The sequence below is a fragment of the Kitasatospora sp. NPDC001660 genome (assembly GCF_053596725.1).
On the sequence record NZ_JBSFGU010000001.1, the window covers coordinates 150,179 to 176,941 of the forward strand.

24 protein-coding genes and 1 pseudogene are annotated in these 26,763 nt (G+C 74.9%); 12 read left to right on the top strand and 13 right to left on the bottom strand.

Translation table 11 applies throughout. The features are described 5' to 3' along the window. Positions 1–38: 38 nt before the first annotated feature. The 5 genes from ACWCXH_RS00650 to ACWCXH_RS00670 form a co-directional block, all read right to left on the bottom strand. Complete coding sequence (locus ACWCXH_RS00650) at positions 39–713, bottom strand: response regulator (RefSeq protein WP_449799109.1); 675 nt, start codon at positions 711–713, stop codon at positions 39–41. Between the two features lie 71 nt (positions 714–784). Continuing rightward, complete coding sequence (locus ACWCXH_RS00655) at positions 785–1,591, bottom strand: universal stress protein (RefSeq protein WP_449799110.1); 807 nt, start codon at positions 1,589–1,591, stop codon at positions 785–787. 22 nt (positions 1,592–1,613) lie between these two features. Beyond that, positions 1,614–2,216, bottom strand: a complete 603-nt coding sequence (locus tag ACWCXH_RS00660) for a CBS domain-containing protein (protein WP_449799111.1) — start codon at positions 2,214–2,216, stop codon at positions 1,614–1,616. Between the two features lie 22 nt (positions 2,217–2,238). Beyond that, on the bottom strand, positions 2,239–2,934 hold the full coding sequence (locus ACWCXH_RS00665; RefSeq protein ID WP_449799112.1) for a CBS domain-containing protein: 696 nt from the start codon (positions 2,932–2,934) through the stop codon (positions 2,239–2,241). A gap of 420 nt (positions 2,935–3,354) precedes the next feature. Further along, on the bottom strand, positions 3,355–6,075 hold the full coding sequence (locus ACWCXH_RS00670; protein ID WP_449799113.1) for a bifunctional acetate--CoA ligase family protein/GNAT family N-acetyltransferase: 2,721 nt from the start codon (positions 6,073–6,075) through the stop codon (positions 3,355–3,357). A 179-nt stretch (positions 6,076–6,254) separates the two neighbouring features. Between ACWCXH_RS00670 and ACWCXH_RS00675 the strand changes: the two genes are divergently transcribed. Then, positions 6,255–8,651 carry a glycoside hydrolase family 65 protein gene (locus ACWCXH_RS00675; protein WP_449799114.1) on the top strand — a complete coding sequence of 799 codons (2,397 nt, stop codon included), beginning with the start codon at positions 6,255–6,257 and terminating at the stop codon, positions 8,649–8,651. A gap of 12 nt (positions 8,652–8,663) precedes the next feature. Here ACWCXH_RS00675 and ACWCXH_RS00680 read toward each other — a convergent pair whose 3' ends face one another. After that, positions 8,664–9,281, bottom strand: coding sequence for an Rv1733c family protein (locus ACWCXH_RS00680; RefSeq protein WP_449799115.1), 618 nt, complete (start codon positions 9,279–9,281; stop codon positions 8,664–8,666). A gap of 190 nt (positions 9,282–9,471) precedes the next feature. Between ACWCXH_RS00680 and ACWCXH_RS00685 the strand changes: the two genes are divergently transcribed. From ACWCXH_RS00685 to ACWCXH_RS00705, 5 genes are all read left to right on the top strand, one after another. After that, positions 9,472–9,711 carry a DUF1918 domain-containing protein gene (locus ACWCXH_RS00685; protein WP_449799116.1) on the top strand — a complete coding sequence of 80 codons (240 nt, stop codon included), beginning with the start codon at positions 9,472–9,474 and terminating at the stop codon, positions 9,709–9,711. A 20-nt stretch (positions 9,712–9,731) separates the two neighbouring features. Further along, positions 9,732–9,887, top strand: a complete 156-nt coding sequence (locus ACWCXH_RS00690; protein ID WP_449799355.1) for a universal stress protein — start codon at positions 9,732–9,734, stop codon at positions 9,885–9,887. Between the two features lie 64 nt (positions 9,888–9,951). Beyond that, the gene (locus ACWCXH_RS00695; RefSeq protein WP_449799117.1) at positions 9,952–10,149 is read left to right on the top strand and encodes a hypothetical protein; all 198 of its coding nucleotides are present in this window, start codon (positions 9,952–9,954) and stop codon (positions 10,147–10,149) included. 10 nt (positions 10,150–10,159) lie between these two features. After that, entirely contained in the window at positions 10,160–11,008 is an 849-nt protein-coding gene (locus ACWCXH_RS00700) for a universal stress protein (RefSeq protein ID WP_449799118.1), read from the top strand. Positions 11,009–11,100: 92 nt separating this feature from the next. Further along, a complete protein-coding gene (locus ACWCXH_RS00705; protein WP_449799119.1) occupies positions 11,101–11,634 on the top strand; it encodes a flavodoxin family protein in 534 nt (177 codons plus the stop codon). Positions 11,635–11,787: 153 nt separating this feature from the next. Here ACWCXH_RS00705 and ACWCXH_RS00710 read toward each other — a convergent pair whose 3' ends face one another. The 3 genes from ACWCXH_RS00710 to ACWCXH_RS00720 form a co-directional block, all read right to left on the bottom strand. Further along, a complete protein-coding gene (locus ACWCXH_RS00710; RefSeq protein ID WP_449799120.1) occupies positions 11,788–12,903 on the bottom strand; it encodes a baeRF2 domain-containing protein in 1,116 nt (371 codons plus the stop codon). Positions 12,904–13,024: 121 nt separating this feature from the next. Further along, complete coding sequence (locus ACWCXH_RS00715; RefSeq protein ID WP_449799121.1) at positions 13,025–13,456, bottom strand: CBS domain-containing protein; 432 nt, start codon at positions 13,454–13,456, stop codon at positions 13,025–13,027. Positions 13,457–13,732: 276 nt separating this feature from the next. Next, positions 13,733–15,058, bottom strand: a complete 1,326-nt coding sequence (locus ACWCXH_RS00720) for an acyltransferase family protein (protein ID WP_449799122.1) — start codon at positions 15,056–15,058, stop codon at positions 13,733–13,735. Positions 15,059–15,257: 199 nt separating this feature from the next. Here ACWCXH_RS00720 and ACWCXH_RS00725 point away from each other — a divergent pair, with 199 nt between their 5' ends. Next, on the top strand, positions 15,258–15,866 hold the full coding sequence (locus tag ACWCXH_RS00725) for a hypothetical protein (RefSeq protein ID WP_449799123.1): 609 nt from the start codon (positions 15,258–15,260) through the stop codon (positions 15,864–15,866). Here the strand turns inward: ACWCXH_RS00725 and ACWCXH_RS00730 are convergent, their stop codons facing one another. Continuing rightward, on the bottom strand, positions 15,867–17,027 hold the full coding sequence (locus ACWCXH_RS00730; protein ID WP_449799124.1) for an NAD(P) transhydrogenase subunit alpha: 1,161 nt from the start codon (positions 17,025–17,027) through the stop codon (positions 15,867–15,869). A 129-nt stretch (positions 17,028–17,156) separates the two neighbouring features. On the opposite strand from ACWCXH_RS00730, the gene ACWCXH_RS00735 reads away from it, so the two are divergent. After that, entirely contained in the window at positions 17,157–20,705 is a 3,549-nt protein-coding gene (locus ACWCXH_RS00735; protein WP_449799125.1) for a hydantoinase B/oxoprolinase family protein, read from the top strand. 43 nt (positions 20,706–20,748) lie between these two features. Here ACWCXH_RS00735 and ACWCXH_RS00740 read toward each other — a convergent pair whose 3' ends face one another. The 3 genes from ACWCXH_RS00740 to ACWCXH_RS00750 are packed head-to-tail and all read right to left on the bottom strand — an operon-like array spanning position 20,749 to position 23,038. Further along, a complete protein-coding gene (locus ACWCXH_RS00740) occupies positions 20,749–21,237 on the bottom strand; it encodes a hydrogenase maturation protease (protein WP_449799126.1) in 489 nt (162 codons plus the stop codon). Between the two features lie 5 nt (positions 21,238–21,242). Further along, positions 21,243–22,172, bottom strand: coding sequence for a nickel-dependent hydrogenase large subunit (locus ACWCXH_RS00745; protein WP_449799127.1), 930 nt, complete (start codon positions 22,170–22,172; stop codon positions 21,243–21,245). Further along, positions 22,169–23,038, bottom strand: a complete 870-nt coding sequence (locus ACWCXH_RS00750) for a hypothetical protein (RefSeq protein ID WP_449799128.1) — start codon at positions 23,036–23,038, stop codon at positions 22,169–22,171. The genes ACWCXH_RS00745 and ACWCXH_RS00750 overlap by 4 nt, the downstream gene beginning before the upstream one ends. A gap of 271 nt (positions 23,039–23,309) precedes the next feature. Between ACWCXH_RS00750 and ACWCXH_RS00755 the strand changes: the two genes are divergently transcribed. From ACWCXH_RS00755 to ACWCXH_RS00770, 4 genes and pseudogenes are all read left to right on the top strand, one after another. Beyond that, entirely contained in the window at positions 23,310–24,170 is an 861-nt protein-coding gene (locus ACWCXH_RS00755; protein ID WP_449799129.1) for a universal stress protein, read from the top strand. Positions 24,171–24,184: 14 nt separating this feature from the next. Continuing rightward, complete coding sequence (locus tag ACWCXH_RS00760; RefSeq protein WP_449799130.1) at positions 24,185–24,889, top strand: helix-turn-helix domain-containing protein; 705 nt, start codon at positions 24,185–24,187, stop codon at positions 24,887–24,889. 337 nt (positions 24,890–25,226) lie between these two features. Further along, positions 25,227–25,475, top strand: a pseudogene (locus tag ACWCXH_RS00765) (DUF397 domain-containing protein); the annotation flags it as partial. 38 nt (positions 25,476–25,513) lie between these two features. Continuing rightward, positions 25,514–26,737, top strand: coding sequence for a PP2C family protein-serine/threonine phosphatase (locus tag ACWCXH_RS00770; RefSeq protein WP_449799131.1), 1,224 nt, complete (start codon positions 25,514–25,516; stop codon positions 26,735–26,737). Positions 26,738–26,763 lie beyond the last annotated feature (26 nt).

Consider the following 26,763-nt stretch of genomic DNA (forward strand, 5'->3'; position numbering starts at 1 on the left):
GCACGTCCCGGACCGCGAGCCGGGGCGTGGCTGGCCTCTCAGTGCGGGCGCTGGTGGCGCTGGTCGGGATCGGCGTGGGCGGCGATCACGGCGGCCTGGAGGCGGCGTTCGACGCCCAGCTTGGCGAGCAGGCGGGAGACGTGGTTCTTGACGGTCTTCTCGGCGAGGTAGAGCTCCTGGCCGATCTGGCGGTTGGTCTTGCCCTCACCGACCAGGGCGAGGATCTCCCGTTCGCGCGGGGTGAGCCCGGCGAGGACGGCGTCGGCGCCGCTCTCCTCGTGGTGGCGCAGGTTGTCCATCAGCTTGCGGGTGGTGGCCGGGTCGAGCATGGACTGGCCGGAGGCCACCGTGCGGACCGCGCTGACCAGGTCGGCGCCCTTGACCTGTTTCAGGACGTAGCCGGCCGCTCCGGCCATGATCGCGTCGAGCAGGGCGTCGTCGTCGTCGAAGGACGTCAGCATCAGGCAGACCAGTGCGGGCATGCGGTCCCGCAGCTCCCGGCAGACGGTCACGCCGTCCCCGTCCGGGAGGCGCACGTCCAGCACGGCGACGTCCGGGCGCAGCGCCGGCGCCCGGGCGAGGGCCTGGGCGCAGGTGCCCGCCTCGCCGACGACCTCGATGTCCGGCTCGGCCTCCAGGAGGTCGCGCACGCCCCGCCGGACGACCTCGTGGTCGTCCAGCAGGAACACCCGTACGGGCGGTGACGCGTCCATGGCCTGCTCCCTGCGGTGCGCGGTCGGTGGCACCACCGATTCTGCGCGCCCGCGCCGCGGGGCGCACCGCTTCAGCCGTGCGGAACGACGGCGACCGGGCACCAGACGCGGTGGACGACCGCCCGGGTGACCGGTCCGAGGCGGTGCCCGGTGCGGCCGAGCACGAGCAGGCCGGCGGAGCGGGAGGCGCCCACCAGCGCATCGGCGGGCCGGGCGCGCCGGACGTCCGGGACGGCGTCCACGGCCGTCCCGGACGCCAGCAGGTCGACCAGGACGCCCTCCTCCGCCTCGGTGAGCCGGGCCCGCTCGGCTGCGGAGAGCGACCACCACTTCGCGGGCGTCCAGGCGTGGACGGCCCGCAGCGGGACGCCGGAGTCCCGTGCGGCCCTCCGGGCGAAGGCGAGGACGGCCTCGGCGGGCTCGTGCGCGTCGATGCCCACGAGCACCTCCCGGGGTGGTCCGGGCGGCGGCCCGGGCGTCGCCCGGACCAGGACGACGGGGCAGAGCGCGTGGGCCGCTACGGCCAGGCCGACCGAGCCCAGCGGTCCACGGGGCTCGCGGGAACCGAGCACCAGCAGACCGGCCGAGGCTGCCGAGGCCGTGATCCCGGCTGGTGCGTGGTCATCCGCCACGGCCGTATCGACGCTGAGGCCCGGGTGGTTCGCCCGCACCCAGTCCGCCGCGTCGGCGAGCATGCCGAGCGCCCGTCCGCGTGCCTCGCTGACGCCGGGCAACCCGGGAACCGCGTGCAGCGGCCGGGGCCAGGCGTACAACAACTGGAGCCGGGCGCCGCGCCGGGCCGCCTCGTCGGCGGCCCAGCGGGCGGCGGCCAGGCTCTCCGGCGATCCGTCGACAGCGGCGATCACGGTTCCGGTCACCCCGGCCACCCCGGCCGCCCCGTCACGCCGGCGCGGCGAGCCGCAGCTCGACGCCGACCACGCCGGGCACGGACCGCACCAGCCGCTCCAGGACGGGCGCGGTGACGGTGTCCGGCAGGTCGCCGGACAAGGTGATGCGACCGTTCTGCGCGCGGACGTCGGTGTCCACCGCGGCCACCGGGCCGAGGGTGGCGGTCAGCTCGAAACGGACCCGGTCGGCCAGTTCGCGGTCATCCTCCAGGTAGACCTTGAGCAGGTCGCCGCGGCTGACGATGCCGACCAGGTAGTCCTCCTCGTCGACGACCGGGAGCCGTTTGAAGCGGCCGCGGGCCATCGCCCGGGCGGCCTCGTTGAGTGGGCTGCCGGGGTGCACGGTGACCGCCGGGACGGACATCATGCGCCCGGCCGTCAGGGCGTCGGCGCGCTCGCCGTCCCGGTCGCCGGCGGTGAGCAGGTCGGCCTCGGAGACGACTCCGATCACCCGGCCGTCGCCGGTCAGCACGGGGAGCGCGCTCACCCGCCAGCGTTGCAGGGTCTCGGCGACCTCACGGAAGTCGGCGTCACGGCCGACGGCCACCACCGCGTGGGTCATGACGTCGGCGACGGTGTTCGGAGTGCGGGTCATGGTGTCCTCCTACGAACGACGTCTACGACGCCGCGCGGTAGGCGCGGGGGTGTTCCAGGTCCGGGGAGGTGTCGTCCTCGGTCCAGTCGAGCGTGTGGTGGACGGCGACCACACCGTCCACGGCGCGGCAGAGCCGCTCCGTGATCGGGACCAGGCTGCGGCGCGGAAGCCTGCCCTTCAACGTGACGACTCCGTCGCGCACCGCCACCTGGACGTCGCCGGGGGCGAGCCAGAGGGCCTGGCCCAGGACGTCGTGGTTGATCTCGTCCCGGATGGCCGCGTCGTGGCGCAGGAAGACCTGGAGCAGGTCCGCGCGACTGACGATGCCGACCAGACGGCCGATCTCGTCGACCACGGGCAGGCGCTTGACCTTGTGCCTGCCCATGGCGCGGGCGGCCTCGGCCACCGACCAGCCGGGGCGGGCGGTGACGGCGGGGCTGGTCATCAGCCCGCCGGCGGTCTCGGCCTCGGCGCGGGCGCGGTCCTCCGGGTCGAGCCAGCGGCCCGGGTAGCGGCCCTCCGGGTCGGGCAGCACGGCCGCCTTGCGGATCAGGTCGGCCTCCGAGACCATGCCGAGCGGGCGGCCCTGGTCGTCGATCACCGGGATCGCGGTGATGTCGTTGCGGTGGAACAGCGCCGCGATCTCCTTGAACGGCGTGTCGGGCCGGGCGGTGACGACCTCACGGGTCATCACGTCGTTGACGCTGCGGTGCTGCATCGTCCTCACTCCTCCTCCAGTGGTCCCGCCTTCACTGTCCGCCCGCCGGAAGCCACCGGACAGGGCCGGACGGTCCCTGCCGCCAGGGCCGGTTCGGCCCAGGACAGCACGGCCGGACGGCCGGACGATGGGAGGGCCCCGAGTCCTTCCGGAGGCGGTCCCCCTGCCGCTCGACCCGGCGGACGTCCAGGCCGTCGTGCTCACCCACGCCCGCCTGGACCACTGCGGCTACCTGCCGAGACCAGGCCGCGTTCGCAGCGGACGTGCAGCGAGCCGGGGAGGACTCCGCTGCCGGGGGTGAGGGCGGCCGGGGAAGGCTCGTGCGGTCGCGGACCCGGGTCCGGTCGGGTGGCCGTGCGGAGGAGGCCGCCGGGAGGACGTCGGCCACGGCGCCGTCGAGAACGCCGTGCTTCACCGTGTTCACTCCCCCTCGGCCGCAGTCGGCCGGCGCAGCCGGCGCAGGTAGGGGTCGAAGGACGGCCGGGGTTCGAGGCGGACCCTGGCGTCCACGCAGACCGCCCCGTCGGGGCGGACGATGACGGGGTTGAGGTCGGCCTCGACGAGCTCCGGGAAGTCGTCGGCGAGCCGGGAGAGCCGGGCGAGGACGCACCGTACGGCGGCGAGGTCCACGGCCGCACCGCCGTGCTGCCCCGACAGCATTGGTGCGCTGCGGAGTTCGGCGGGCATGGTGGTGAGGTCGCGCTCGCTCAGCGGGGCGAGCCGGGCGACCCGGTCGGCCAGGACGTCGGTGGCGGTGCCGCCGAGGCCGAGGACGACGAGCGGGCCGAAGACCCGGTCCTGGACGACGCCCGCCAGCAGTTCCACCCCGGGGGCGGCCATCGGCTGGACCACCGCGCCGGCCAGTTCCGCGCCGAAGCGCCGGGTGAACTCGCGGTAGGCATCCCGCACTTCGGCGCCCGCGGCGAGGCCGGTGCGGACGGCTCCCACCGCGCTCTTGTGCACCTGTCCCGGCCAGTACGCCTTCAGGGCCACCTTGCCCTCGTGCCCGAGGTGGCGCAGCTCTTCGGCGGCGGCGACCGCCGCGTGCTCGTCGCGCGCCCAGACGGAGGTGGTGAGCGGCAGCCCGTAGCTCTCCAGCAGGTCGGCCGTGCTCAGCGGGTCGAGCCAGCCGCCCTCGGGGTGGGCGCAGAGGTGGCCGTCGACCAGGCTGCGGGCGGTACTCCGGTCGCAGTCCGCGGCGTCGGCGGGGGCGGACGGGCGTTCGGCGAGCCGACGAGCGCGGTCCCGGGCGTGGCCCAGGGCGCGGGCGGCCGCGACGGCGTCCGAATAGACCGGCAGCAGACCGTCGTCGGCGCAGGGCCGGCAGCGGACGGGTACCTGCTGGTCGAGGAGCACGGCGGCGATCGGGACGCGGCGCCGGGCCGGCCCCTCCAGCAGGGCGTACACCGGGTCACGGTCGTGCGTGACGCCGAGCGCCGTCGGCACCAGGCACACCAGGATGGCGTCGATGTCCGGCTCGTGCTCCAACGCCCGCAGGAAGTGGGTGAGTTCGACCGGTCCCACCGCCGCGGTGGTGTCCACCGGGTTCCGGACGCAGGCGCCGGCGGGGAGCAGTCCGGCCAGGTGCTGCGGCAGTTCGGGCAGCGCGAGTCCGACGTCGGCACAGGCGTCGGCGGCCAGCACGCCGATGCCGCCCGCGTTGGACACCACGGCGACCGCGCCGCGCGGTGCGGGCAGCGGCTGGGCGTGCAACAGGGCCGCGGCCTCGACGAGTTCGTCGATGCTGCGGGTCGCGGTGATGCCGGCCTGCCGGAACAGCGCCTCCCTGGTGACGGTGGGGGTGGCGGCGGCCGCCGTGTGCGAGGCGGCGCCGCGGCGCCCCGCGACGGAGCGTCCGGCGTCGACGGTGAGCACCGGGATCGTGCGGGTGACGCGGCGGGCGGTGCGGGCGAAGGCCCGCGGGTTGCCGAAGGACTCCAGGTGGAGCAGGGCGAGGTCGGTGCGGCCGTCCGCCTCCCACCACTGGAGCAGGTCGTTGCCGCTGACGTCGTACTTGTCGCCGAGCGACACGAAGCTCGACAGTCCGATGCCCAGCCAGCCCAGCCGTTCCAGCAGGGCGATTCCCACGCCGCCGCTCTGGACGGCCACTCCGGCCGTCCCGGCGAGGGGGAACGCGGCACCGAACTCGGCGTCCAGCCGGACGGCGGGATCGGCCTGGGCGAGGCCGAGGCTGTTCGGGCCGACCAGGCGCATGCTGTACCGCCGGCAGGCGCGCATCAGCCGGCGGGCGTCCTGCGCGCCGAGCCCGGAGGTGAGCACCACCAGTGCCCGGACCCCGGCGGCGCCGCACTCCTCGGCCACCTGCCCCACCGCCGCGGCCGGGACGGCCAGCACGGCGAGGTCCGGCACGGCGGGCAGGGCGGCGACGGAGGGGTACGCGGTCACGCCGTCGACCTCCGCGGCATGCGGGTTGACGGCCCGGACCGCCCCGGTGAAACCGCCCCGGCGGATCTTCCCCAGGACGGTCCGCCCGACCGAGCCCTCCCGCCGGGAGGCTCCGATCACCGCGACCGACGCCGGACGCAGCAGCGCCGCCAGGCTGGCCACGTCGGCGCGGCGGCCGCGCTCGTCCACGGCCGTGCGGTACCGCTCGTCCGTCTCGTCCAGCGGCACCCTGAGCCTCACCTCGCCCTGCTCGAAGCGCCGCTGCACGGGCAGGCCGAGATCGGCGAAGACCTGGTGGACGGCGCGGTTGTCGAACAGGGTGTCGGCCTCGAAGAAGCGGACGCCGCGGGCCCTGGCGCCGTGCACCAGGTGTTCGAGGAGCAGCGTGCCCACGCCCCGGTGGTGCCAGCGGTCGGCCACGGCGAGGGCGAGTTCCGCGGTCTGCGGCGGGTCCTCCAGCAGCTCGCAGTCCGCCTCACCGATCAGCTCCTCCCCCACCCAGGCCCCCAGGGACAGCAGGCCCTGGTGCTCCCCGCACAGCCGGTCGGCGGCCTGTTTCGGCGCGTTGTGGCTGACGCCGAAGAACCGCATCCGCCGGCTCTCCTCGGACATCCCGTCGGCGTGCAGGTCGAGGACGGCCTGGTGGTCCTGCGGGCCGAGGGCCCGGATCCCGACCGTGGTGCCGTCGGCCAGCAGGGCCTCGGCCGTGGTCTGCGGCGGGTGAACGACGGACATGGCGGAACTCCTCAACCGTCGGGTGCTACGCCTCAAGCCTCCCCGGGCCGGGCCGTCCCCGGGGAGGGCCGACCGGCCCCGCTCGGCCCGCCGAAGGGCGCCGGTGTCCCGGTGCACCGAGCGGCTCGGCCCGGTGGTGCGCAGACTGGGGAGCAAAGCGGTCGGCAACGGAGGTCGCGATGGCAGCGGACCCACCTGCGGGACAGCCCGACATGCCGGACGCGTGGACCCTCCGTTACCAGGGCTTCGACCCCGGCGAGGAGGGGCTGAGGGAGGCCCTGTGCGCGGTCGGCAACGGCTACCTGGTCAGCCGGGGCGCCGCGCCCGAGTCGGCCGCGGACGGGGTCCACTACCCGGGGACGTACGTGGCGGGCTGCTACGACCGAGCGTCCTCGACGGTCGCGGGGAACGTGGTCACCAACGAGGACCTGGTCAACTGCCCGAACTGGCTGCCGCTGACCTTCCGCCCGGTCGGCGGGGAGTGGTTCACCGGCCCGCCCGCCGCGCAGACGGTCGAGCTGGACCTGCGCCGGGGCGTGCTGACCCGCGACGCCCTGGTCGAGGACCGGCGCGGGCGGCGCACCCGGGTCGTCCAGCGCCGCTTCGCCAGCCAGGCCCGGCCGCACCTGCTCGCGCTGGAGAGCACGTTCACCCCGGAGAACTGGTCGGGCCCGCTGGAGGTCCGCTCGGCGCTGGACGGCCGCGTCGCCAACACCGGCGTCGCCCGCTACCGGGGGCTGGCCGAGCGTCACCTCACACCGGTGGGCCAGGGCGTGGACGAGCGCGGACTGCTCTGGGTGGAGGCTGCCGCAGCCGGCTCGCCCCTTCGGATCGCCCTCTGCGCCCGGACGAGCACGGACCGGGCGGCGGCGGTGGCCACCGAGTGCCGCGAGGGCTGGGCGGCCCACATCCTCACCGTGGCGGCCGAGTGCGGCCGACCGGTCACGGTGGAGAAGACGGCCGCGCTGCACACCTCGCGGGACCGGGCGATCGAGACTCCGCTGCGCGCCTGCCGCCAGCTCACCGCCGAGGCCGCGGACTTCGACCGGCTACTGGCCGAACACGCCCTACGGTGGGCCGAGTTGTGGCGCCGCTGCCGGATCGAGGCCGCCTTCGACGGCATCGGCGCGCTGCACCTGAACCTGTTCCATCTGCTCCAGACCTACTCCGAGCACTCCGTCGACCTGGACGTCGGCATCCCGGCGCGCGGGCTGCACGGCGAGGCGTACCGGGGACACGTCTTCTGGGACGAGCTGTTCGTCCTGCGGCTGCTCAACCTCCGCTTCCCCGAACTCGCCCGCGCCGTCCTGCGATACCGCCACCGCCGCCTCGACGCCGCCCGCCGGCAGGCCCGCGAGGCCGGGCTGCGCGGGGCGATGTACCCGTGGCAGAGCGCGAGCGACGGCCGCGAGGAGTCCCAGCAGTTGCACCTCAACCCGCTGTCCGGCCGCTGGCTGCCCGACCACAGCCACCTCCAGCGGCACGTGGGCTCGGCGGTCGCGTACAACATCTGGCAGTACTACCAGGCCACCGGGGACCGGGACTTCCTCGCCACGGCCGGCGCCGAGATGCTGCTGGAGATCGCCCGCTTCTGGTCCTCCAGCGCGGTCCACGACCCGGCACACGGGCACTGGTCGATCCGCGGCGTCCTCGGCCCCGACGAGTACCACGACGCCTACCCCTGGGCGAACCGGCCCGGCCTGGACGACAACGCCTACACCAACGTGCTGGCCTCCTGGGTGCTGGCCCGGGCCCAGGACGCACTGGACGTCCTGCCCGGCTACCGGCGCGACGAGCTGCGCGAGCGACTGGCCCTCGACGACCAGGAGCTCGACCGCTGGGAGGAGGTCGGGCGGCACCTGCACGTCCCGTTCCACGAGGGCGTGCTCAGCCAGTTCGACGGCTACGAGCGGCTCGCCGAACTCGACTGGGCCGCGTACCGCAAGCGCCACCCGGACCTGCGCAGGCTCGACCGGATCCTGGAGGCACAGGGCGACAGCGTCAACCGCTACAAGGCCTCCAAGCAGGCCGACGCCCTGATGCTCTGGTTCCTGTTCTCCGCCCGCGAGGTCCGCGACCTGCTGCGCCGCCTCGGCCACCCGGCGCACCACGAACTGCTCCGCCGCACGACCGGCTACTACCTCCGGCGCACCGTCCACGGCTCCACGCTCAGCTCCGTGGTGCACTCCTGGGTGCTCACCCGCTCCGACCGCCGCGCCTCCTGGCGGTACTTCCGCGACGCCCTGGTGGCCGACCTCCGGGACAGCCAGCACGGCACCACGGCGGAGGGCGTGCACCTGGGCGCCATGGCAGGCGCCGTGGACCTGCTGCAACGCTGCTACACCGGGCTGGAGATCCGCGAGGACGCCCTCTGGCTCGACCCGCGCCTGCCGTCCGCCCTCGGCCGGCTGGAGCTGGACCTGCGCTACCGGGGCCACTGGGGCCTCACGGTCGCCGTCGACCGGCGCACGGCCACCGTGAGCCTGCGCGAGGACCGCCAGGACCCGGTCGTCGTCCGTCTGCGCGGCAAGGAAGCGACGGTCCGACCGGGCGAGACCCATCGCTTCCACCTGTGACGCCCGTGGCACTCACCGGCGCCCGGTCCAGCGCGGCTCGACCCGCTCCCAGGCGTCGTCCCAGCTCGCCTCCGCCCGCCGCTCCAGTGCGCGGCGGCGCAGCGCGAAGCCGCCCTCCGCGCCCAGCCCGAGCGCGGCGGCCGTGCCGAGGCCCACCAGCGTGGCGTCCGAGAGGATCGGAGCCGCCCCCTTCGGCGCGCCGACCGGGTGCCCGGCGTCGTCGAGCCCGACCCGCACGGCCGTCCCGGCGAGCGTGCCGTCCGGGACCGGGACGCTCCCGGTGCCGGGGCCGGCCGGGTACGTCCAGCGGGCCTGGGCGTGCGTCCGCGGACTGCCCGCCCGGAGGTCGTCCGTCACCGCCGGGCCCGTGGTCACGGCGGTGACGACGTGCCGGTGCCGGGCGACCTGCTGCGCGGTGCGCGTCTCCGCGCGGACCACCAGCACCGCCGCTGCCGTCGCCACGACGAGCACGCCGAGGAGCGTCAACGCGAACCCGGCCACCAGGCGGCTGTACGCCCGGTCGAGGGCACGGCAGAGCGGATTGTGGTCCCGTCCGGCGGCCCGGCGGAGGTGCTGCCGCAGGGACGTGCCCATGGCCGGGTGCGTGTGCGTGGTGGCTGCGGCGGACATGGCGCGCCTCCTCGGTGCCGGGGGCCCCGCAGGCCGTACGGCCAGTCTTCCGCCGCCGCGACCGCGTCCCCAGGGCCGGGCGGTCCCAGGACACGGGACCGTCCGGCCCCTGCCGCGCGAGGCCGTCGGTGGTGCCATGGAGGTACGGACGGCCGGGCGCCCCGGCCGCGCACCGACCCGGGAGGACGGCATGAAAGCCGCACTGGGAGACCGCATCATCGTCCAGGCCACCCGGCCCGGCGCGGCCCGCAGGGACGGCGAGATCGTCGGCCTGCACCACCCGGACGGCAGCCCGCCGTGGGACGTGCGCTGGTCCGACGACGACCGGGTGACCGAGTACTTCCCCGGCCCGGACGCCCGGATCCACCACTACGAGCACGAGGACACCCGCCGCCCGGTCCCGGTCCATCCGCACCTGTTCGCCGACTGACCGGCCGCCCCGGCGAGGAACTGGGCGCCGCCTCCGAGCACGCCCTCGCCGTGGTCGTCGGCCGTCACGGGCGCGGCGGCTTCACCGGCACGCGGCTCGGCTCGGTCCCCCACGGCCCGCTGCACCGCGCGCACTGCCCGATCGTGACCGTGCCCTCCCCCGAACGCCGAGCCTGACCCGCGTCGAAGGGCGCCGGCCGTCCTTCCCGCCGATACTGGGGCACGACCCCCGGGAGGAATCGTGGACCACGGTCTCGGCGTCCGGCTCGACCGGCCGTTCCCACAGACGGTGGAGGCCGTCACCGCCGCGCTGAAGGAGCAGGGCTTCGGGGTCCTGACCACCATCGACGTCCGGGCGACGCGGCGCGCGAAACCCGGCGGGGTCGCGGACGGGGCCGTCCGGCGGCTGACCGCCGCGCCCGACCCGTTGCGGGACTGAGGAGCCGACCGTGAACGCTCCCGTCGTCGTCGGTTTCGACGGCTCGCCCGAAAGCCTCGCCGCCACCGACTGGGCCGCCCGTGAGGCGCGGTTGCGCGGCTGTCCGCTCGAACTGCTCCGGGCCTGGCCCCTGCCCAAGCGGGACGTGGTCGGCAGTGACCAGACCTACCGGCTCGCCATGGACCAACTGGCCTCCCGTGAAGCCGAGTTGCGCGCCAGGTACGCCGACCTGCCGGTCAGCTCCGCGCACCTGCCCGCCGACCCCGCCGAGGCCCTGGAGGGCGCCGGGCAGCGCGCCGCGCTGCTCGTGCTGGGCTCGCGCGGGCTGGGCACCGTGCACGGGTTCCTGGTCGGCTCGGTGAGCCAGGAGGTGCTGCGCCGGGCCGCCTGTCCGGTGGTGCTGGTCCGGGCCGGTGGGGGCGGCCAGGGCGGCGCCGTCCTCGCCGGGCTCGACCTCGCGCACCCGGCCGACGAGGTGCTCGCCTTCGCCTTCGAGGCCGCCGCCGTCCGCGCCGCGCCCCTGCGCGTCGTCCACGCCTGGGGGCCGCCGGCCGGCAGCGAGTACATGTCCTACGGCGCCATCGGCGGGCTGGAGGGCGAGCTTTCCGCCGTCGAACGGACGCGGTTCACCGAGGTCCTGGAGCCCTGGCGGGCCCGCCACCCCGAGGTGGACGTGACCCCCGAGCTGATCCGCGGCAAGGCCGGCGTCGTCCTGGTGGACGCCGCGGCGACGGCGGGGCTGGTCGTCCTCGGCCGCCGGGCCCACCGGGGCCCGTTCCGCCACCATCACCTCGGCCCGGTGGCCCACGCCGCGATCCACCACGTCCACTGCCCGGTCGCCGTCGTCCCCCAGGGCTGACCGGGACCGGACGGCGGCCCGATCCGGGTCGAACGGCCCACGCCCGGACCGTCCACGTCGCGCGAGCCTGAGGGTGACGAAAGGCGGAGACCATGCACACCGTGATCGTGTACGAGAGCATGTACGGCAACACCCGGGAGATCGCCGAGGCCATCGCCGAGGGCGTCCACCAGGCCGATCCGACCGCTTCCGTCGACTGCCTCCCGGTGGCCGACGCCGGCACGGAGCTGACCAGGTCCGCGGACCTCCTGGTGGTCGGCGGCCCGACCCACCTGCACGGCATGTCCTCCGGGCTCAGCCGCCGGATGGCCGTGGCGGCCGAGAGCCGCAGGGAAGGCCGCGAGGACGCCGCCGCCGAAGCCCGGGAGACCGCCGAAAGGTCGGGCCTGCGCTCCTGGTTCCACGACCTGCCGGACACCGAGCCCGGCACCTACGCCGCAGCCTTCGACACCCGCGTCGGCACCCCGTTCGCCGGCGGCGCCGCCGAGGGCATCGCCCAGCGGCTCTCCCGCCACCACTACGACGTCGTCGCCGAGCCCGAGGGCTTCATCGTCGAGGGCGCCGACGGTCCGCTGCGCTCCGGCGAACTCGACCGCGCCCGCGCCTGGGGCGCCGGCCTGGTCTGACCGCCCCGTCCGCGGCGTGATGACCCCGGGTGTGGTCGTCGCCCACCGCGAGACCACCGTCAAGGAGACCGCCGGGAAGTCGATCGCCGGGCTGTTCCACCATCGCGGCGCGGGCCTTCAGCATCTCCACGCGTCGGACGGCGCTTTCGAGTATCAGGTGTGGCGGGTCAGACCGCCGATCCCCTGGGCGGGGTTGCCGGGGGTGCCGGGCCGGAGGACCCGGACGTCGGCGCCGGTGAGCAGCGCCGATCGGATGGCGGTGTCCGCGAGGTCCGCCCGCAGCACCGGCTTGAGGTCCGGGGGCAGGGAGGCGGGCTGGTCGGCGATGTCGGTGGGTCCGGGGCCGAACCAGGCGGTGCGGCGGCCGGCGAGCCCGTCGGTGATCAGCAGGGTGCGCAGCGCGCCGTCGGCGAGCGCGCGCACGGTCGCGTAGATGCCCTCCACCGCGTGGCCGCGCGGGGAGAGCTGCTCGACGTAGCCGCGCAGCAGCGCGGTCGTCCGCTCCTGGCCGGCGCGGCAGGTCTCCGTCTCGACCTGGGCCATCCGGTGCGGCCAGGCCCCGTCCGGGCTGCGGCTGCCGCTGACCGGCCGGATGGACACGTTGTGGCGGACCCACGTGGGCAGGTGCTTGGTGAGGTACTGCCGCGCACGGACGTCGCCGGCCAGCATCAGCACGTGGGCGTCCACCTCGGCCAGCGCCGTGCCCAGCGCTTCGGCGACCTGGACGGCATTGTGCTCCCAGGAGTCCTCGGCCCGGTGCTGGTAGCGCATCTGGGACCGACCGCCGGGCCGGTTGCGCTCGATCTCGTCGTCCGGGCCGATGACGGTCCGACGGACACCCTCCGTGGCACCGTCGGGATAGAGCCGGAGATCCGCTCCGGTGCGGTCGATCACGGCGACCACGTGCGCGGGGCGGTCCTGGCGCCAGGCCAGCAGCGGCAGCAGACGCGGCAGGGGCGCCCGCAGGACCAGGTCGCGTTGCTCACAGCCCGGAAGGACGGCCGAATGCACCACCTCCCCGCCCGTGGCGAAGGCCGCGAGGACACCGGAGCCGGGCTGGGAGGACAGGAAGCGCCGGGTCAGGGCGTCCAGCTCGTGGGTGCCCGCCCCCTGGGACGCGAGGTCGCGGCACAGGCCCTGCCAGCGTTCCTCGGCGTCCAGGCCCATCTCCGGGCGGGGATCGAGATCGAAGTAGACCGACAGGACGGGGCCGGGCGAGGTGAGCACATCACGCAGGGCCTGCGTGCCGGTCTCTGTTCCAGTAGTCATCCGGGTTCTCCTTGAAACGGTCCGCCTGCGGCTGCGGGGACCACGACGACGGAGCAGGAAGCGTTCCCGGCGCAGTGCCGGCCGTTCTGCTCCGACCGCGCCGTCGGCAACCCGCGGGCGGTCACGTGAGACTCAGGCGAGGGGCGTAGACGGCTTCGACGAACTCGGCGACCTCGTGCCGGTCCAGGTGCCGGGCGATGTCGGCCTCGCTGATCATGCCGACCAGCCGGTGGGCCTCGATGACCGGCAGGCGGCGGATCCGGTGCTCCTCCATGATCCGTAGGACCTCGCCCTGGTCGGCGTCGACGTCGATGGTGATCGGCTTGCCCCGGGAGAGTTCGCCCGCGGTCATGGTCCTGGGGTCCCGGCCCTCGGCCAGGCACTTGACCACGATGTCGCGGTCGGTGACGATCCCGTGCAGCCGGTCGTCGGTGCCGCAGATCGGCAGGGCGCCGACGTCCAGTTCACGCATCCGCCGCGCTGCCACCTCCAGCGTTTCGCTCTCCAGCACACAGGTCGCCCCGGTGTGCATGATGTCGCGTGCAGTGACCATGACCGCCGTCCCTTCTGTGAGTCCCGGGTCCGTCTCCGGGCCGGCACGGCTTGCGGGATCCGGCCCGGTACGCCGACCTCCGGTCCCACGCTGAGTGCGCCGGCCCTTCCCGGGGGTGGCACCGGCCGCTCACCGTCCTCGTGGACGGAAAGCCTCTCCTTCCAGGTTCGTCCTGGTCGTGGGCCCCGCGCATTCCGGGCCGTCCGCCGCCGAAACCGCGGGACGGAGCCCATGCACCCTCCTGGCCGCGTCGGGACGTCCTGCGTCAACCGTGCATCAGGAGGATGTCGAGCGGTTCGCCGCCGTGGAGGAGGGCGGCGGCCTCGGCGAGCAGTGGAACCACTGTCCGTGGCCGCGGGAGGACAGCACCACCAGGAACCCGCCGACGTACAGCGCGAGGACGGCCCCGGCCGGGTGGCCGGCCGGGGCGAAGCCGTCGACGGCCAGGCGGGCGAGGGCCGGCAGGACCGCGGCCAGACCGCAGGCGAGCACAACGGCCAGCCTCCACCCGTCACGTCCCGGATCGGCGGCGAGGCCGCGCAGCGGTCCTTGCGCCCGTTGCACGGCCAGGGTCAGCGGGACGAGCACCAAGGCCAGGACGGCGATCCAGAGTGGGCGCAGCGCCCACCACTGCCCGGTGCCGACGGCGGGCTGGGGCGCCGGCCCGGCCGGGTAGAGCGTGATCGCGACGATCACCACCGGGACGGGATGCCACAGGTAGACCGTCATCACCGCCCGGTTGAGACGGACCAGCCGCTCCTGCCGCTTCACGGGGAGGACCAGACGCCGCCCGGCGGGCTCCGCCGCCAGCAGGAGGCCGCACTGCGCGGCGGCGAACGCGAGCAGCGCGATGGACGGCGGCGTGGTGTTGCCGGCGCGGCGCCCGGTGCCGACCATGTCCACCGGGAACGGGCCCCAGGCCAGCAGGCCCGCGAGGAGGACGGCACCGGCCGCCGCCATCAGGACCGGGCGCCGGCCGCGGGTCAGGCGACCGTCGTGCCAGGCGAATCCCCACTGGTGCATGGAGCCCCACACCAGCAGGTAGTTGGCGAAGCCGACCACTGGCAGTCGCGGGCCGAGGACCGCCAGATCCACTGCCGCGGCGGCGATCGCCATCACGAAGGGCACGCGCAGACCCCACCGTCGGTGCGCGACGAGGAGCACGGGAGTGAGCGCGATCAGCAGCAGGTAGACCGGCAGGAACCACAGGTGCAGGGCGAGGTACCAGCCGGTCCGCGCCAGTTCGCTCGGGTCGGCGCCACTGGCCCGGGCCGCCGTGACCCCGAGGAAGGCGACGGCCAGGTACACCGTGGCGGGCCACAACAGGCGCAGGGCACGTCGGCGTACCCAGCTCGCCCAGTCCCCGCCGCGTCCGCGGTGCCCGGTCCAGGAGGCCGCGTTGGCGAAGCCGCCGACCAGGAACACGGCGGGCATCACCTGGAAGAGCAGTGTGAGCCAGCGCCCCCAGGCGACGTACTGCAGTGCGTCCTGACCCGAGACCTGCCCGTTCCGGTACGTGGGGTTCGTCAGCAGCCAGTGGCCCAGGACGACCGTGCCGATCGCCCCCACGCGCAGGAGGTCCGCATAGCGGTTGCGTTCCACGGTTCGGCTCTCCAGGGCGGGGCCGGGTACGGCTCGCGTCCTCGCCCGACTCGGCGCCACGGCTCCACCGCCCGTTCGCGCGGCGGCGGCCCCAGCCCCAGTAGACGTCCGGACGGACCGGTGCGCCTCCCGGACGGTGAACCCCGGAGCAGGGGCCGGGGTGACACTGGTCGAGGGGCCGGAGGACGGGAGTGGACGGATGCCTGGTGGCGGACACGACGCGTACCGCGCCCTGATCACCGAGCTGGCCGGTCTCGTCCGGCTCGCGCACGGCGCGCTGCGCGGCGCGACGGACGTGCTGACGGATCCGGCGGGCGGTGCCGACGGGATCGCGGAGGCGGAGAAGGCGCTGGCGGAACTGCGGGACCGGATCGAGGAGGACGCCGCCGACACGCCCGGTGGGCGGGCCGCGGTGGTCGTCGGCGTACACGTGGGCACCGAGGCCGAGGCCCTGGGGCAGCTGGCCCAGCGGCTGCTGGAGGCGGCCTGGGCGCGGCAGGAGCAGGAGCCCTTCGGCGCGCGGCTGTGCGCCCCGCTGCGCGGGCTCGCGGAGGCGGCGCTGGACCTGGTCGCGCGGGCGGCCGACGTCCTGGAGTCGGGTGCGCCCGAGGGCGTCGCGGACGTGCTGACCGACCTGCACGAGGTCGGCCAACGCCAACGGCTGCTGTACGCGTCGCTGATCCGGGAGGAGGCCACGGGCCCGGCCGACACCGCCGATCTCGTGCTGCTGTCCTGCTGCTACCAGCAGTGCGCGGGGCACGCCGGATCGATCGCCCGCCACGCCGGCCTGTTCTCGCACGCCGCCTAGCTAGGGCAGGCCCGCGAGGGCGGTCGCCTCCAGCAGCAGGCGCCTGGTGGGGTCGTGCACCACCATGCCCCCGTGCGTCACCAGCATCGGTCCCAGGACCGGGTCCGTCGCGGGCGCCGCGCTCCGCAGGAGGCGGGCGAGCAGCGCGACGGCGTTGTGGGCGTACGCGCGCGAGGCGGTGGCGGGCACCTGGGCCGCGAGCTCCCCCGCACCGATCACCGTCACCCCGTCGCCGACCAGTGTGGTCGTGCCCGGCAGGGCGTCCTCGACGTTGCCGCCTTCCGGTCCGGCCGTGAGGTCCACCAGCACCGAGCCCGGCCGCATCGCCGCCACCGCCGCGGTGGTGAGCAGCACGGGAGGCATCCGGCCGGGAAGCGCCAGGGCGGTCACCACGAGCTCGTGGCGCGGGACGGCCTCGCCGAGTCCGGCCGTCCACGCGGAGCGCTCGTGGTCGAGGGCCTCCCACAGCTCCCGGTCGTCCGCGACGGGGTGGAGGCCGGGCAGGTCCAGCAGCTCGGCTCCCAGCGCGGCCACCGCGGCTCGCTCGTGGCGGCGGAGTTCGACGGCGTGGACCGGCGTGCCCAGGCGGCGGGCCGTGTCGATCGCCTGGAGGCCCGCGGGTCCGGCGCCGACCACGAGGGCCCTGACCGGGTCGAACAGCCCGTCCGTCGCGCCCCAGGGCGGCAGGCAGCGGCCCAGCCGGGTGGCGGCGAGCAGCACCGCCCGGTAGCCGGCCACCCTGGCCTGGGAGGCCTCGGCGTCCAGTGGGTAGGCCTCGGGCCGGTCGGGCGGTGCCAGGTCGAGGCCGATCGCCGTGACCCCGCGGGCCGCCCACTGCCGGACGAGGTACGGGATCCGCTGCGGGCGCAGCATCGCGGCCACCACCTGGCCCGGGTGCAGGTCGCGCGCCGCGGTGCCGGTCGGCGGACGGACGCCGAGCAGCACGTCCGCGCGGTGCAGCAGTTCGGTCCGTCCGGTCACGGCGGCGCCGCCCGCGGCGCGGTACTCGGTGTCGTGGTGGCCGGCCAGGGCGCCGGCACCGGGCTCGACCAGGACCGTCGCGCCGAGGCGGTCGACGGCGGGTACCAGGTCGGGGACGAGGGCGACCCGGCGCTCGCCCGGCGCGGTCTCCCGGAGCACTCCTACCGTCGTGATCGCCATCGTCGCCTCCACGATCGACCCGCACGCCCAGTATGTCCCGTTTTTGCACTCGTCCCGTTTGCCCGCCCCCTCCGCGCGGTCGGATACTCGTGCGCGGGGCGCCACGCGGCACGGCGGAGGGAGCCGGGCATGGCCGGATCCAGGGGGTGGCAGTTCTGGGTGGACCGGGGCGGGACCTTCACCGACGTCGTCGCGCTGGCCCCGGACGGCCGCCTGCTCACACACAAGCTGCTCTCCCACGACCCGGCCCACCACCGGGACCCCGCCGTGGCCGGGATCCGGGCCCTGCTCCCGCCCGGCGCCCGCGTCGACTCCGTGCGGATGGGCACCACGGTCGCCACCAACGCCCTGCTGGAGCGCACCGGCGAGCCGACCGCGCTGGTCGTCACGCGCGGCTTCGCGGACGCCCTGCGGATCGGCTACCAGAACCGGCCGCACATCTTCGCCCGCGAGATCGTGCTGCCCGAGCCGCTGTACGCCCGGGTGGTCGAGGTGGACGAGCGGATCACCGCCGACGGCACGGTGCTGCGCCCGCCCGATCTCGACGGGCTCGCCGAGGAACTGCGCGGCTGCCTGCGCGACGGCATCCGCTCCGTCGCCGTGGCGTGCCTGCACAGCTACCTGCACCCCGCGCACGAGCGGGCGATCGGCCGGCTCGCCGGGCAACTCGGCTTCGCCCAGGTCTCGTTGTCCAGCGAGGTCAGCCCGCTGATGAAGCTGGTGCCGCGCGGGGACACCACGGTCGTGGACGCCTACCTCTCCCCCGGGCTGCGCCGCTACGTCCACCGGGTGGCCGACGAACTGGCGGACGTCCGGCTCATGTTCATGCAGTCCAACGGGGGCCTCGCCGAGGCCGGGCACTTCCGGGGCAAGGACGCGATCCTCTCCGGCCCGGCCGGCGGCATCGTCGGCATGGTGCGGATGTCCCGGCTGGCGGGGTTCGAGCGGGTGATCGGCTTCGACATGGGCGGCACGTCCACGGACGTGTCGCACTTCGCGGGCGAGTACGAGCGGGTGGTGACCACCCAGGTCGCCGGAGTGCGGCTGCGGGCGCCGATGCTGGCCATCCACACCGTCGCGGCGGGCGGCGGCTCCGTGCTGCGCTTCGACGGCGGACGGCTGCGGGTCGGGCCGGACTCGGCCGGCGCGGATCCCGGGCCCGCCTGCTACCGGCGCGGCGGCCCGCTCACCGTCACGGACGCCAACCTGCTCCTCGGGCGCATCCAGGCCGGGCACTTCCCGCACGTCTTCGGGCCGGGCGGCGACCAGCCCCTCGATGCGGAGCTGACGCAGCGTCAGTTCGCGGAACTGGCCGACCGGATCGGCGACCGGACACCCGAGGAGGTCGCCGAGGGCTTCCTGCGGATCGCGGTGGGCAACATCGCCAACGCGATCAAGCGGATCTCCGTCCAGCAGGGCCACGACGTCACCCGCTACGCCCTCACCACCTTCGGCGGTGCGGGCGGCCAGCACGCCTGCGCGGTCGCCGAGGCGCTGGGCATCCGGACCGTACTGGTCCCGCCGATGGCCGGCGTGCTGTCCGCCCTCGGCATCGGCCTGGCCGACACGACCGTCCTGCGCGAGCGGGCGGTCGAACGGCCGCTGGCGGACGAGGAGATGGCCGCCGTACGCGCGCTCGCCGACGAGCTCGCGGCGGCCGTCACCGCGGAACTGCTCGACCAGGGCACTGCGCCCGATCGCGTCCGCCTGACGTACCGGGCCCGGCTGCGCTACGAGCGCACCGATACCGCCATCGCCGTCCCGCTCGGCGAACCCGCCGCCATGGCGGCCGAGTTCGAGCAGCGGCACCGCGCCACGTACTCGTTCCTGATGGACCGCCCGGTCGTCGTCGAAGCCCTCGCGGTGGAGGGCACCGGGCTCTGCGACCAACCGGAGCTCGACACGCTGCCTCCCGTGTCCGAGGCCGAGCCGACCACCGTGCGGCTGTACACCGGCGGCGAATGGCGCCGGGTCCCGCTGCTGGAACGCGAGTCCGTGCGACCGGACGACACCGTCACCGGCCCCGCCGTGATCGCCGAGGCGAACGCCACCACCGTGGTGGACGACGGCTGGCGGGCGACGGTGACGTCGGCCGGCCACCTGCTGGTCGAGCAGGTACGGGCCCGCGCCGAGCCGTCCGTGGAGACCGCCGCCGACCCCGTCCTGCTGGAGGTCTTCAACAACCTCTTCATGGCGATCGCCCAACAGATGGGCGCCCGGCTGGAGTCCACCGCGCAGTCCGTCAACATCAAGGAGCGGCTCGACTTCTCCTGCGCCCTCTTCGACCCGGACGGCAACCTCGTCGCCAACGCCCCGCACATCCCCGTCCACCTCGGCTCGATGGGCACCACCGTCAAGGAGGTGCTCCGCCGCCGCGGCCCGCACCTGCGCCCCGGCGACGCCTACGCCGTCAACGACCCCTACCACGGCGGCACCCACCTGCCCGACATCACCGTGGTGACCCCGGTGTTCGACCCGTCCGGGCACGACGTCCTGTTCTTCGTCGCCTCCCGCGGGCACCACGCCGAGATCGGCGGCATCACCCCCGGCTCGATGCCCGCCGCCAGCCGCGAGATCCACGAGGAGGGCGTGCTCCTCGACAACTGGCCGCTCGTGACGGACGGGCGGCTGCGCGAGGCCGAGACCCTGCGGCTGCTCACCGGGGCGCCGTACCCGTCCCGCGACCCCGCCACCAACCTCGCCGACCTGCGGGCCCAGGTCGCCGCCAACCGCAAGGGCGTCGACGAGCTCAACGCGATGATCGACCAGTTCGGCCTGGACGTCGTCCAGGCCTACATGCGCCACGTCCAGGACAACGCCGAGCAGGCCGTGCGCCGGGCGATCGACGGCCTCTCCGACGGGGCCTACCGGTACGAGACCGACTCCGGCGCCGTGATCGCGGTCGAGGTCCGGGTCGACCGCGAACAGCGCAGCGCCGTCATCGACTTCACCGGCACCTCGCCCCAGCTCGACACCAACCTCAACGCCCCCTCCGCCGTCGTCACCGCCGCCGTCCTGTACGTCTTCCGCACCCTCGTCGCCGACGACATCCCGCTCAACGACGGCTGCCTGCGCCCGCTGCGGATCGTCGTGCCGCCCGGCTCGATGCTCGCGCCGCGGTACCCCGCAGCCATCGCGGCCGGCAACGTCGAGACCTCGCAGGCCATCACCGGCGCGCTCTACGCCGCGCTCGGCGTCCAGGCCGAGGGCTCCGGCACGATGAACAACCTCAGCTTCGGCAACGAGCACCACCAGTACTACGAGACCATCGCCTCCGGCTCCGGCGCCGGGCCCGGCTTCCACGGCGCCGACGTCGTGCAGACCCACATGACCAACTCCCGCCTCACCGACCCCGAGGTCCTGGAGTGGCGCCTGCCCGTCCTCGTCGAGGAGTTCGCCGTCCGCCCCGGCAGCGGCGGCGAAGGCCGCTGGCGGGGCGGCGACGGCGCCCTGCGCAGGCTGCGCTTCCGCGAGCCGATGACGGTCAGCATCCTGTCCGGCCACCGCCGGGTGCCCCCGTACGGCCTGGCCGGCGGCTCACCGGGAGCCCTCGGCGCCAACCGGATCCTGCGCGGGGACGGCACCGTGGCCGACCTGCCCGGCTGCGGCAGCGCCGACGTGGCGGCCGGGGACGCGCTGGAGATCCGCACGCCCGGCGGGGGCGGATACGGCAGCTGACGGTGGCAGTCCCCGTGGCCGGGCGGGTTCACGCCGGGAGCCGTCAGCCCGCCCGGTGCTCCTCCACGGCCCGCCGGACCTCGGCGACGGCTCGCGGCACCGCGTCGGCGACGGCCGGGCTCAGGCCCTCGCCGATCGAGAAGTCCGCGCCCTCCACCGCGACGATCAGCAGCTCGCGCGGCAGCTTGGCGAGCGCGGCGGCCAGGGCCACGGCGTGGCCGAGGCCCAGGCCGTGGGTGCCGGCCGCCGCCTCGTCGTCCGCGAGGGGGTCGGCGAGCAGGTGGTCGGCGTCGACGGTGACCCGGTGGATGCGGCCCGGCTCGCCCGGGTGGCTGTGCACCGCGTCGACCACGACGGCGAGGTCCGCGCCCTCCCACAGCTCCATCAGCCGGGTCGGCTCGCCGTCGCACAGGGTGATCCGGTCGGCTTCGAGGCCCCCCGCGGAGAGCTCCGCGAGGACGGCCACGGCGGCGCCGTCGTCGTGGCGGTACTCGTTGCCAACGCCGATGACGACGATGTTCTGGTCGTCCACGTCGGTCACCTCCGGTCCACGGTGAGGGTGAGGAAATGCGCCGCGCAGGAGATGCACGGGTCGTGGTTGCGGATCGCCTGCTCGCACTGGCGGGTCGGCTCCGCGTCGTCCAGGTGCGGGCGCGGCTGGACGACGGCCCGCAGGTCGGCCTCGATGGCGGTCTGGCTCTGCGCGGTCGGCGGGACGATCACGGCCCGCCGGACGAGCCCGTCCGCGTCGACGTCGTACCGGTGGTAGAGCAGCCCGCGCGGGGCCTCGGCGGCGCCGTACCCGGTGCCCGCGCGCGGCGGGACGGGGACGGCCGGGGCGGACGGTGGCGGGAACTCGAAGCCGGCGACCCAGCCGAGGGTGTCCTCGGCGTCCGTCCTGGCCTGGCGCAACACCGTTGCCAGGTGATCGAGTTCGGCGCGCGTGGGGAGCCGGTGGAAGCCGCCGATCCGGACGTCGACCAGGTGGATCGCCCGCCCGCCGAGGACCTCGACGATCTCGTTGCCGGCCTTCTCCAGCCGCAGGCCGCGCTGCAACAGGGCCGCGTCGGTGCGGGCGAGCGCCAGCGCGTCGGGCAGGCGCAGGAAGTCGGGGGCGTGCAGCAGGTAGACGTGCAGGGTGTGGCTCTCGGTCCACTCGCCGCAGTACACCAGCCTGCGCAGCTGCGCGAGTTGGCCGTCCACGACGACCCCGCAGGCGTCCTCGATCGCGTGGCAGGCGCTCATCTGGTACGCCACCGGGCAGATCCCGCAGATGCGGGCGGTCAGGTCGGGCGGCTCGGTGTACCGGCGACCGCGCAGCAGGGCCTCGAAGTAGCGCGGGGGCTCGTAGATTTCCAGCCGGACGGTCTCCACCTCGTCGTCGCGGACCGAGACGCGCAGCGCGCCCTCGCCCTCGACGCGAGCCAACGCCCCGGCGGTGAGGGTCCGTTGGGTGCGGTGGGTCATCCGCCGTCCTCCGTGGGTTGCCGGGCCGCCTGTGCGAAAGCGGGGGCCTCGGCGTTGAACGTACGGTAGAGGCCGGAGATGTCCGGGTCCGCCACGCCGTCGCGGCGCAGCAGCGGCAGCATCGCACGGGTGTTGGGCGTCTCCATGGGACCGTAGCAGCCGTAGCAGCCGCGTCCGTACGCCGGGCAGAGCGCGCCGCAGCCGGCGGGCGGCGTCTGCCAGGCCGTGCCGTACGGGCCGCGGGTGCCGATCCAGTCGCCGCGCTCGGCGCGGCACAGCGCCTCGCTGACCTTTCCGACCTGCGCCAGGTCGTAGGCCGAGCCGTCCTGGAGGCCGGGGCCGGTGCCCATCGAGACGCAGAAGCAGACCCCGCCGGGCTCGGTGCACTCCGCGACGACGATGAACGCGGCGGCGCGCCTCGGCCCGTAGACCGGGTCGGCGTAGGCGCCGCCGGTGAGCACCCGGTCCTGGACGGCGATCGCGCGCAGGTCGCAGGGCCGCATGCCGAGGAAGGCGTAGCGCGGGGGCGGATCGTCGTCCTCACGGACGGTGACGGTGCCGTCCTCGGCCCGGTCGGCCTGCCAGAGCCGGGCCCGGGGCGGGTGCGGGAAGGTCTTCCAGGACTGTGGCCCGGCGGAGTGCGCGAAGGCCGCCCGGTCGTCGCGCCGGCGCAGCCGGTAGGTGCCCGCCTCGGTCCCGACGCCCCAGCCGTACGGCAGCTCGTCCGCCGAGGCCGGCTCGGCGAGGACGATGGCGCCGTCCCGGACGGTGGGCCCGATCACGGTGGGCCCGCGCTGCCGGAAGGCGTCGACGAGGACGGCGAGGCCTTCCTCGTCCAGTTCGGCGAGTGCTGCGGTGGTGTCCATGGGGTGGCCCTCCGGCCGGCCTCCGGCACCGCCCCGGGATGGGCGGCCCGTGTCCTTCCACTGTCGGCCGCTTCCCGGTGTTCCGCATGGGCCGGTCGGCCCCGCCGGCCGGCCATCGGGGCCCACCGGCCTGCGGGTCCGGCCCGACCGGCCCTCCCGGCCGGGTGCCACGACGTGGACGCTGAAGGTGGTCAAGAGCTCCGCACAGAAGGAGGTCAAGAGCTCCGCACAGAGCCGGTGGCGGCGCCGGCCGGGCCGAGAGGAGTCCGCGATGAACGGCTTCGAAACCCGCCGCCCCGTGATCGTGGGCGTCGACCGCTCCGAGGCGAGCCGTTGGGCCGTGCGCTGGGCGGCGGACGAGGCCGGGTGGCGGGGTCTACCGCTGCACCTGCTGCACGCCCAGGATTGGCCGACAGGCGAGCCCGCGCAGGATCCGAGCCGCTGGGTGATCGGCCTCCGGGCCGCCGGCGACGCGCTGCTGGACACCGCCCGGCTGCTGGCCGGCGAACAGCACCCCGGTCTGGAGATCACGACCAGGCTGACCGAGGGCCGGCCGGTCCGGGTGCTGCGCGAGGCAGCTGACGAGGCCGCGCAGCTGGTGCTCGGCATCCGCCGGCTCACCGAGGCGCGCTCGGCGCTGCCGATCGGTTCCAAGGGCGCGTCCCTGGTCGGCCACCTGCGCTGCCCGATCACGCTCGTCCCCGAGCCGCCCGAGGGCCTCTCCGGGCCCGGCGCCGTCGTGGTCGGGGTGGACGGCTCGGAGTCCTCCCGGGCCGCGGTCGCCTTCGCCTTCGAGGAGGCCGCGATCGCCGGGGTCGACATCCAGGCCGTGGAGGTCCGGCGCCCGGCCGGGGCCGACCGGCCCGACCCGATCGAGGAGTCCCTGATGGACCTGTCGGCGTCGCTGGCCGGGTGGGAGGAGAAGTACCCGGACGTCCGGGTCCGGCGCGAGGTGCTCACCGGCTCACCCGCCCCCATGCTGGCGGCCGTCGCGACGCGCGCCCGCTGCCTGGTCATCGGCAGCCGGGGCCTCGGCGGCTTCCGCGGCCTGCTGTTCGGCTCCACCGGACGGGCCCTGGTGCACCGCTGCACGGTGCCGCTGGTGATCGTTCCGAACGGCACCCCGGCCTGAACACGGAGGTCGTGATGAAGACCACGAACGAAGACCGGGCGCCCACCCGCCCGGCCGACCCCGGCGACCTCGGCCGCCGGGTCGCCCACCGCCGCGCGCAACTCGGCCTCACCCGGGCGCAGACGGCGGAACGCGGCGGCCTGGACGCGGGGTTCGTCGCCTACCTGGAGACGCATGCCGTCCCGGTCGGCGTCGACAGCCTCACCCGGCTCGCCGACGCGCTCGACACCACGGTCGGCTGCCTGCTCGGCGGCGGCCACGACGTGCCGTCCGGGCGGGCCCGCGCCAACGCCCGCGTGCTCCTGGAGGAGTTGGACCCGGCCGCCTGCTGGGCCAAGCTCGCCCCGGGCGGCGTCGGCCGGGTGGTGTTCACGAGACCGCACGGCCTGGTGGCCCTGCCCGTCAACTACCAGGTGCTCGACGCCACCATCCTCTACCGCACCACCTCGGACAGCGACCTCGCCGAGACCACCGGCCAGGAGGTCGCCTTCGAGGTCGACCAGCTCGACGAGGTGTTCGCCACCGGCTGGAGCGTGCTCGTGAACGGCACCGCCGCGACCGTCACCGGCGAGGACGTCGTGCACTGGTTCGAGCAGCACGCCGATCCCCACCCGTGGGCGGGCGGCGGCGACCGGAACACCTGGGTCCGCATCCGGCCCACGGGGATCACCGGCCGGATCATCCGCCCCGAAGGCCCCCCGATCGTGGGGTCCGAGTAGGAGGGGAACGGAGTCGGCCTTCGGCCTCCGCTTGGCGGGAAGGCTCGTCGGGGCCGGTCCGGGCGCAGGCGTGTGACGGTGGTGACGGGCGATGGGGTGGATCCACGCGAGGAGGGCGAGGACGAGGGTGATGCGGTGGGGGGGGTGGTGTCAGGCCGCATGGGTACTGGCCGGGAGGTCGAGTTCGGCCCAGATCGTCTTGCCGTTGAGGTGGCGCGGGCTCGTTCCCAACGATCGGCGAGCGCGTCGACGAGCGTGAGGCCGCGCCCGGACTGGGAGTTGGGGAGGAGTCCGGCCGGGAGGACCGGGAGGCGGTCGCCCCGGCAGCAGCCACAGCGACAACGAGTGCGTCGAGGTCACCGAGACCGCCGCCGCCACCCTCGTCCGCGACTCCAAGGACACGGTCGGCCCTCACCTCACCTTCTCCCCCGCCGCCCGGCACGCCTTCGTCCACTCGGTGAGGCTCGGGCGAGGATCCGCCAACTCCTCACGGAGATACGGCCCGGTCTGCGTGGGCCGACATGCCGCGCATCGGCGTAATGAGCCGCTCCGACGGCTTCCCAGGTCACTTTGTACGAGGCGGTGACCAGCACTTGTGGCAGGAACGAGGTGGCGAACCGGGTCATGGATGAGGAGAGCGTGGACCGGTCGGAGGGTTTCGGCGAACGGCTGCTCGGCGTGCTGCTGGATCGGGCGCGGCTGACGCCACCGCAGCTGATCGCCCCACTGATCGCGGAGGAGGTGGCCGGGATCGGCGGCCGCGACGTCTCCATTTTGCTCCAGGACTACGCGCAGGAGCTGCTGGTGCCGCTGCCGGGCACGAAGCTGCACGTCGGCCAGCCCGAGCCGATGGCGGACTCCCACGCCGGCCGGGCCTTCCTGAGCGAGGACGTCGTCGAGGTGCCGCAGGCCCATGGCGTCCGGATGTACCTGCCGCTGCTGGACGGCAGCGACCAGGTCGGTGTGATGGCCCTGACCCTGGACGCCGTCGGCAACGACGACCGGCGCCTGCTGCGCCGGCTCGCTGCGCTGGTGGCCGAGATGCTCGTCACCAAGAACGCCTACACCGACCAGTTCTTCCAGGCCCGGCGCCGGGAGCCGATGAGCGTGTCCGCGGAGATCCAGTGGAGCCTGCTGCCGCCGCTGACGATGTCCGCGCCGCAGGTCGCGGTGGCCGGCATCCTGGAACCCGCCTACCGCGTCGCCGGCGACAGCTTCGACTACGCCCTCAACGACAACATCCTGCACGCGGCCGTGATCGACGCGATGGGCCACGCCTTGGACGCCGCCGCGATGGCGACCGTCGCCATCGGCGCCTACCGGCATGCCCGGCGCGTGTTCATCAGCCTGCCCGAGAAGTACGCGTTCATGGACGATGCCATTTCCCGGCAGTTCGGTCCCGACCACTTCGTCACGGCGCAGCTGATGCACCTGAACATCGCCACCGGTGAGATGGAGCTGGTCAACGCGGGCCACCCCGCGCCGCTGCTGATCCGCGACGGCAAGGTCGTGCGGCAGTTGGAGAGCGCGACGACGCTGCCCGTCGGCTTCGGCGGTGAGGAGCCCCGGATCAAGGAGCACACGCTCCAGCGGGGCGACCGGGTGCTGTGCTACACCGACGGCATCATCGAAGAGCACGTCGCCGGCGGGGAGCCGTTCGGTGAGGAACGCCTCATCCGCTGTATCAACCGTCTCGGGGAAGAGCCGTCAGGGGGGATGCGGGCAGATCTGCGCCGGCTCTCCCACACGCTGAAGAGGGAACGAGGCGGGCGCACCAGCGACGACGCCACCCTCTTCATGATCGAATGGCACGGGGGCGCCGTCGACCATCTCGCGGTTCCTGACTGAACGCCTCGACGCCGACCGAATCCGAA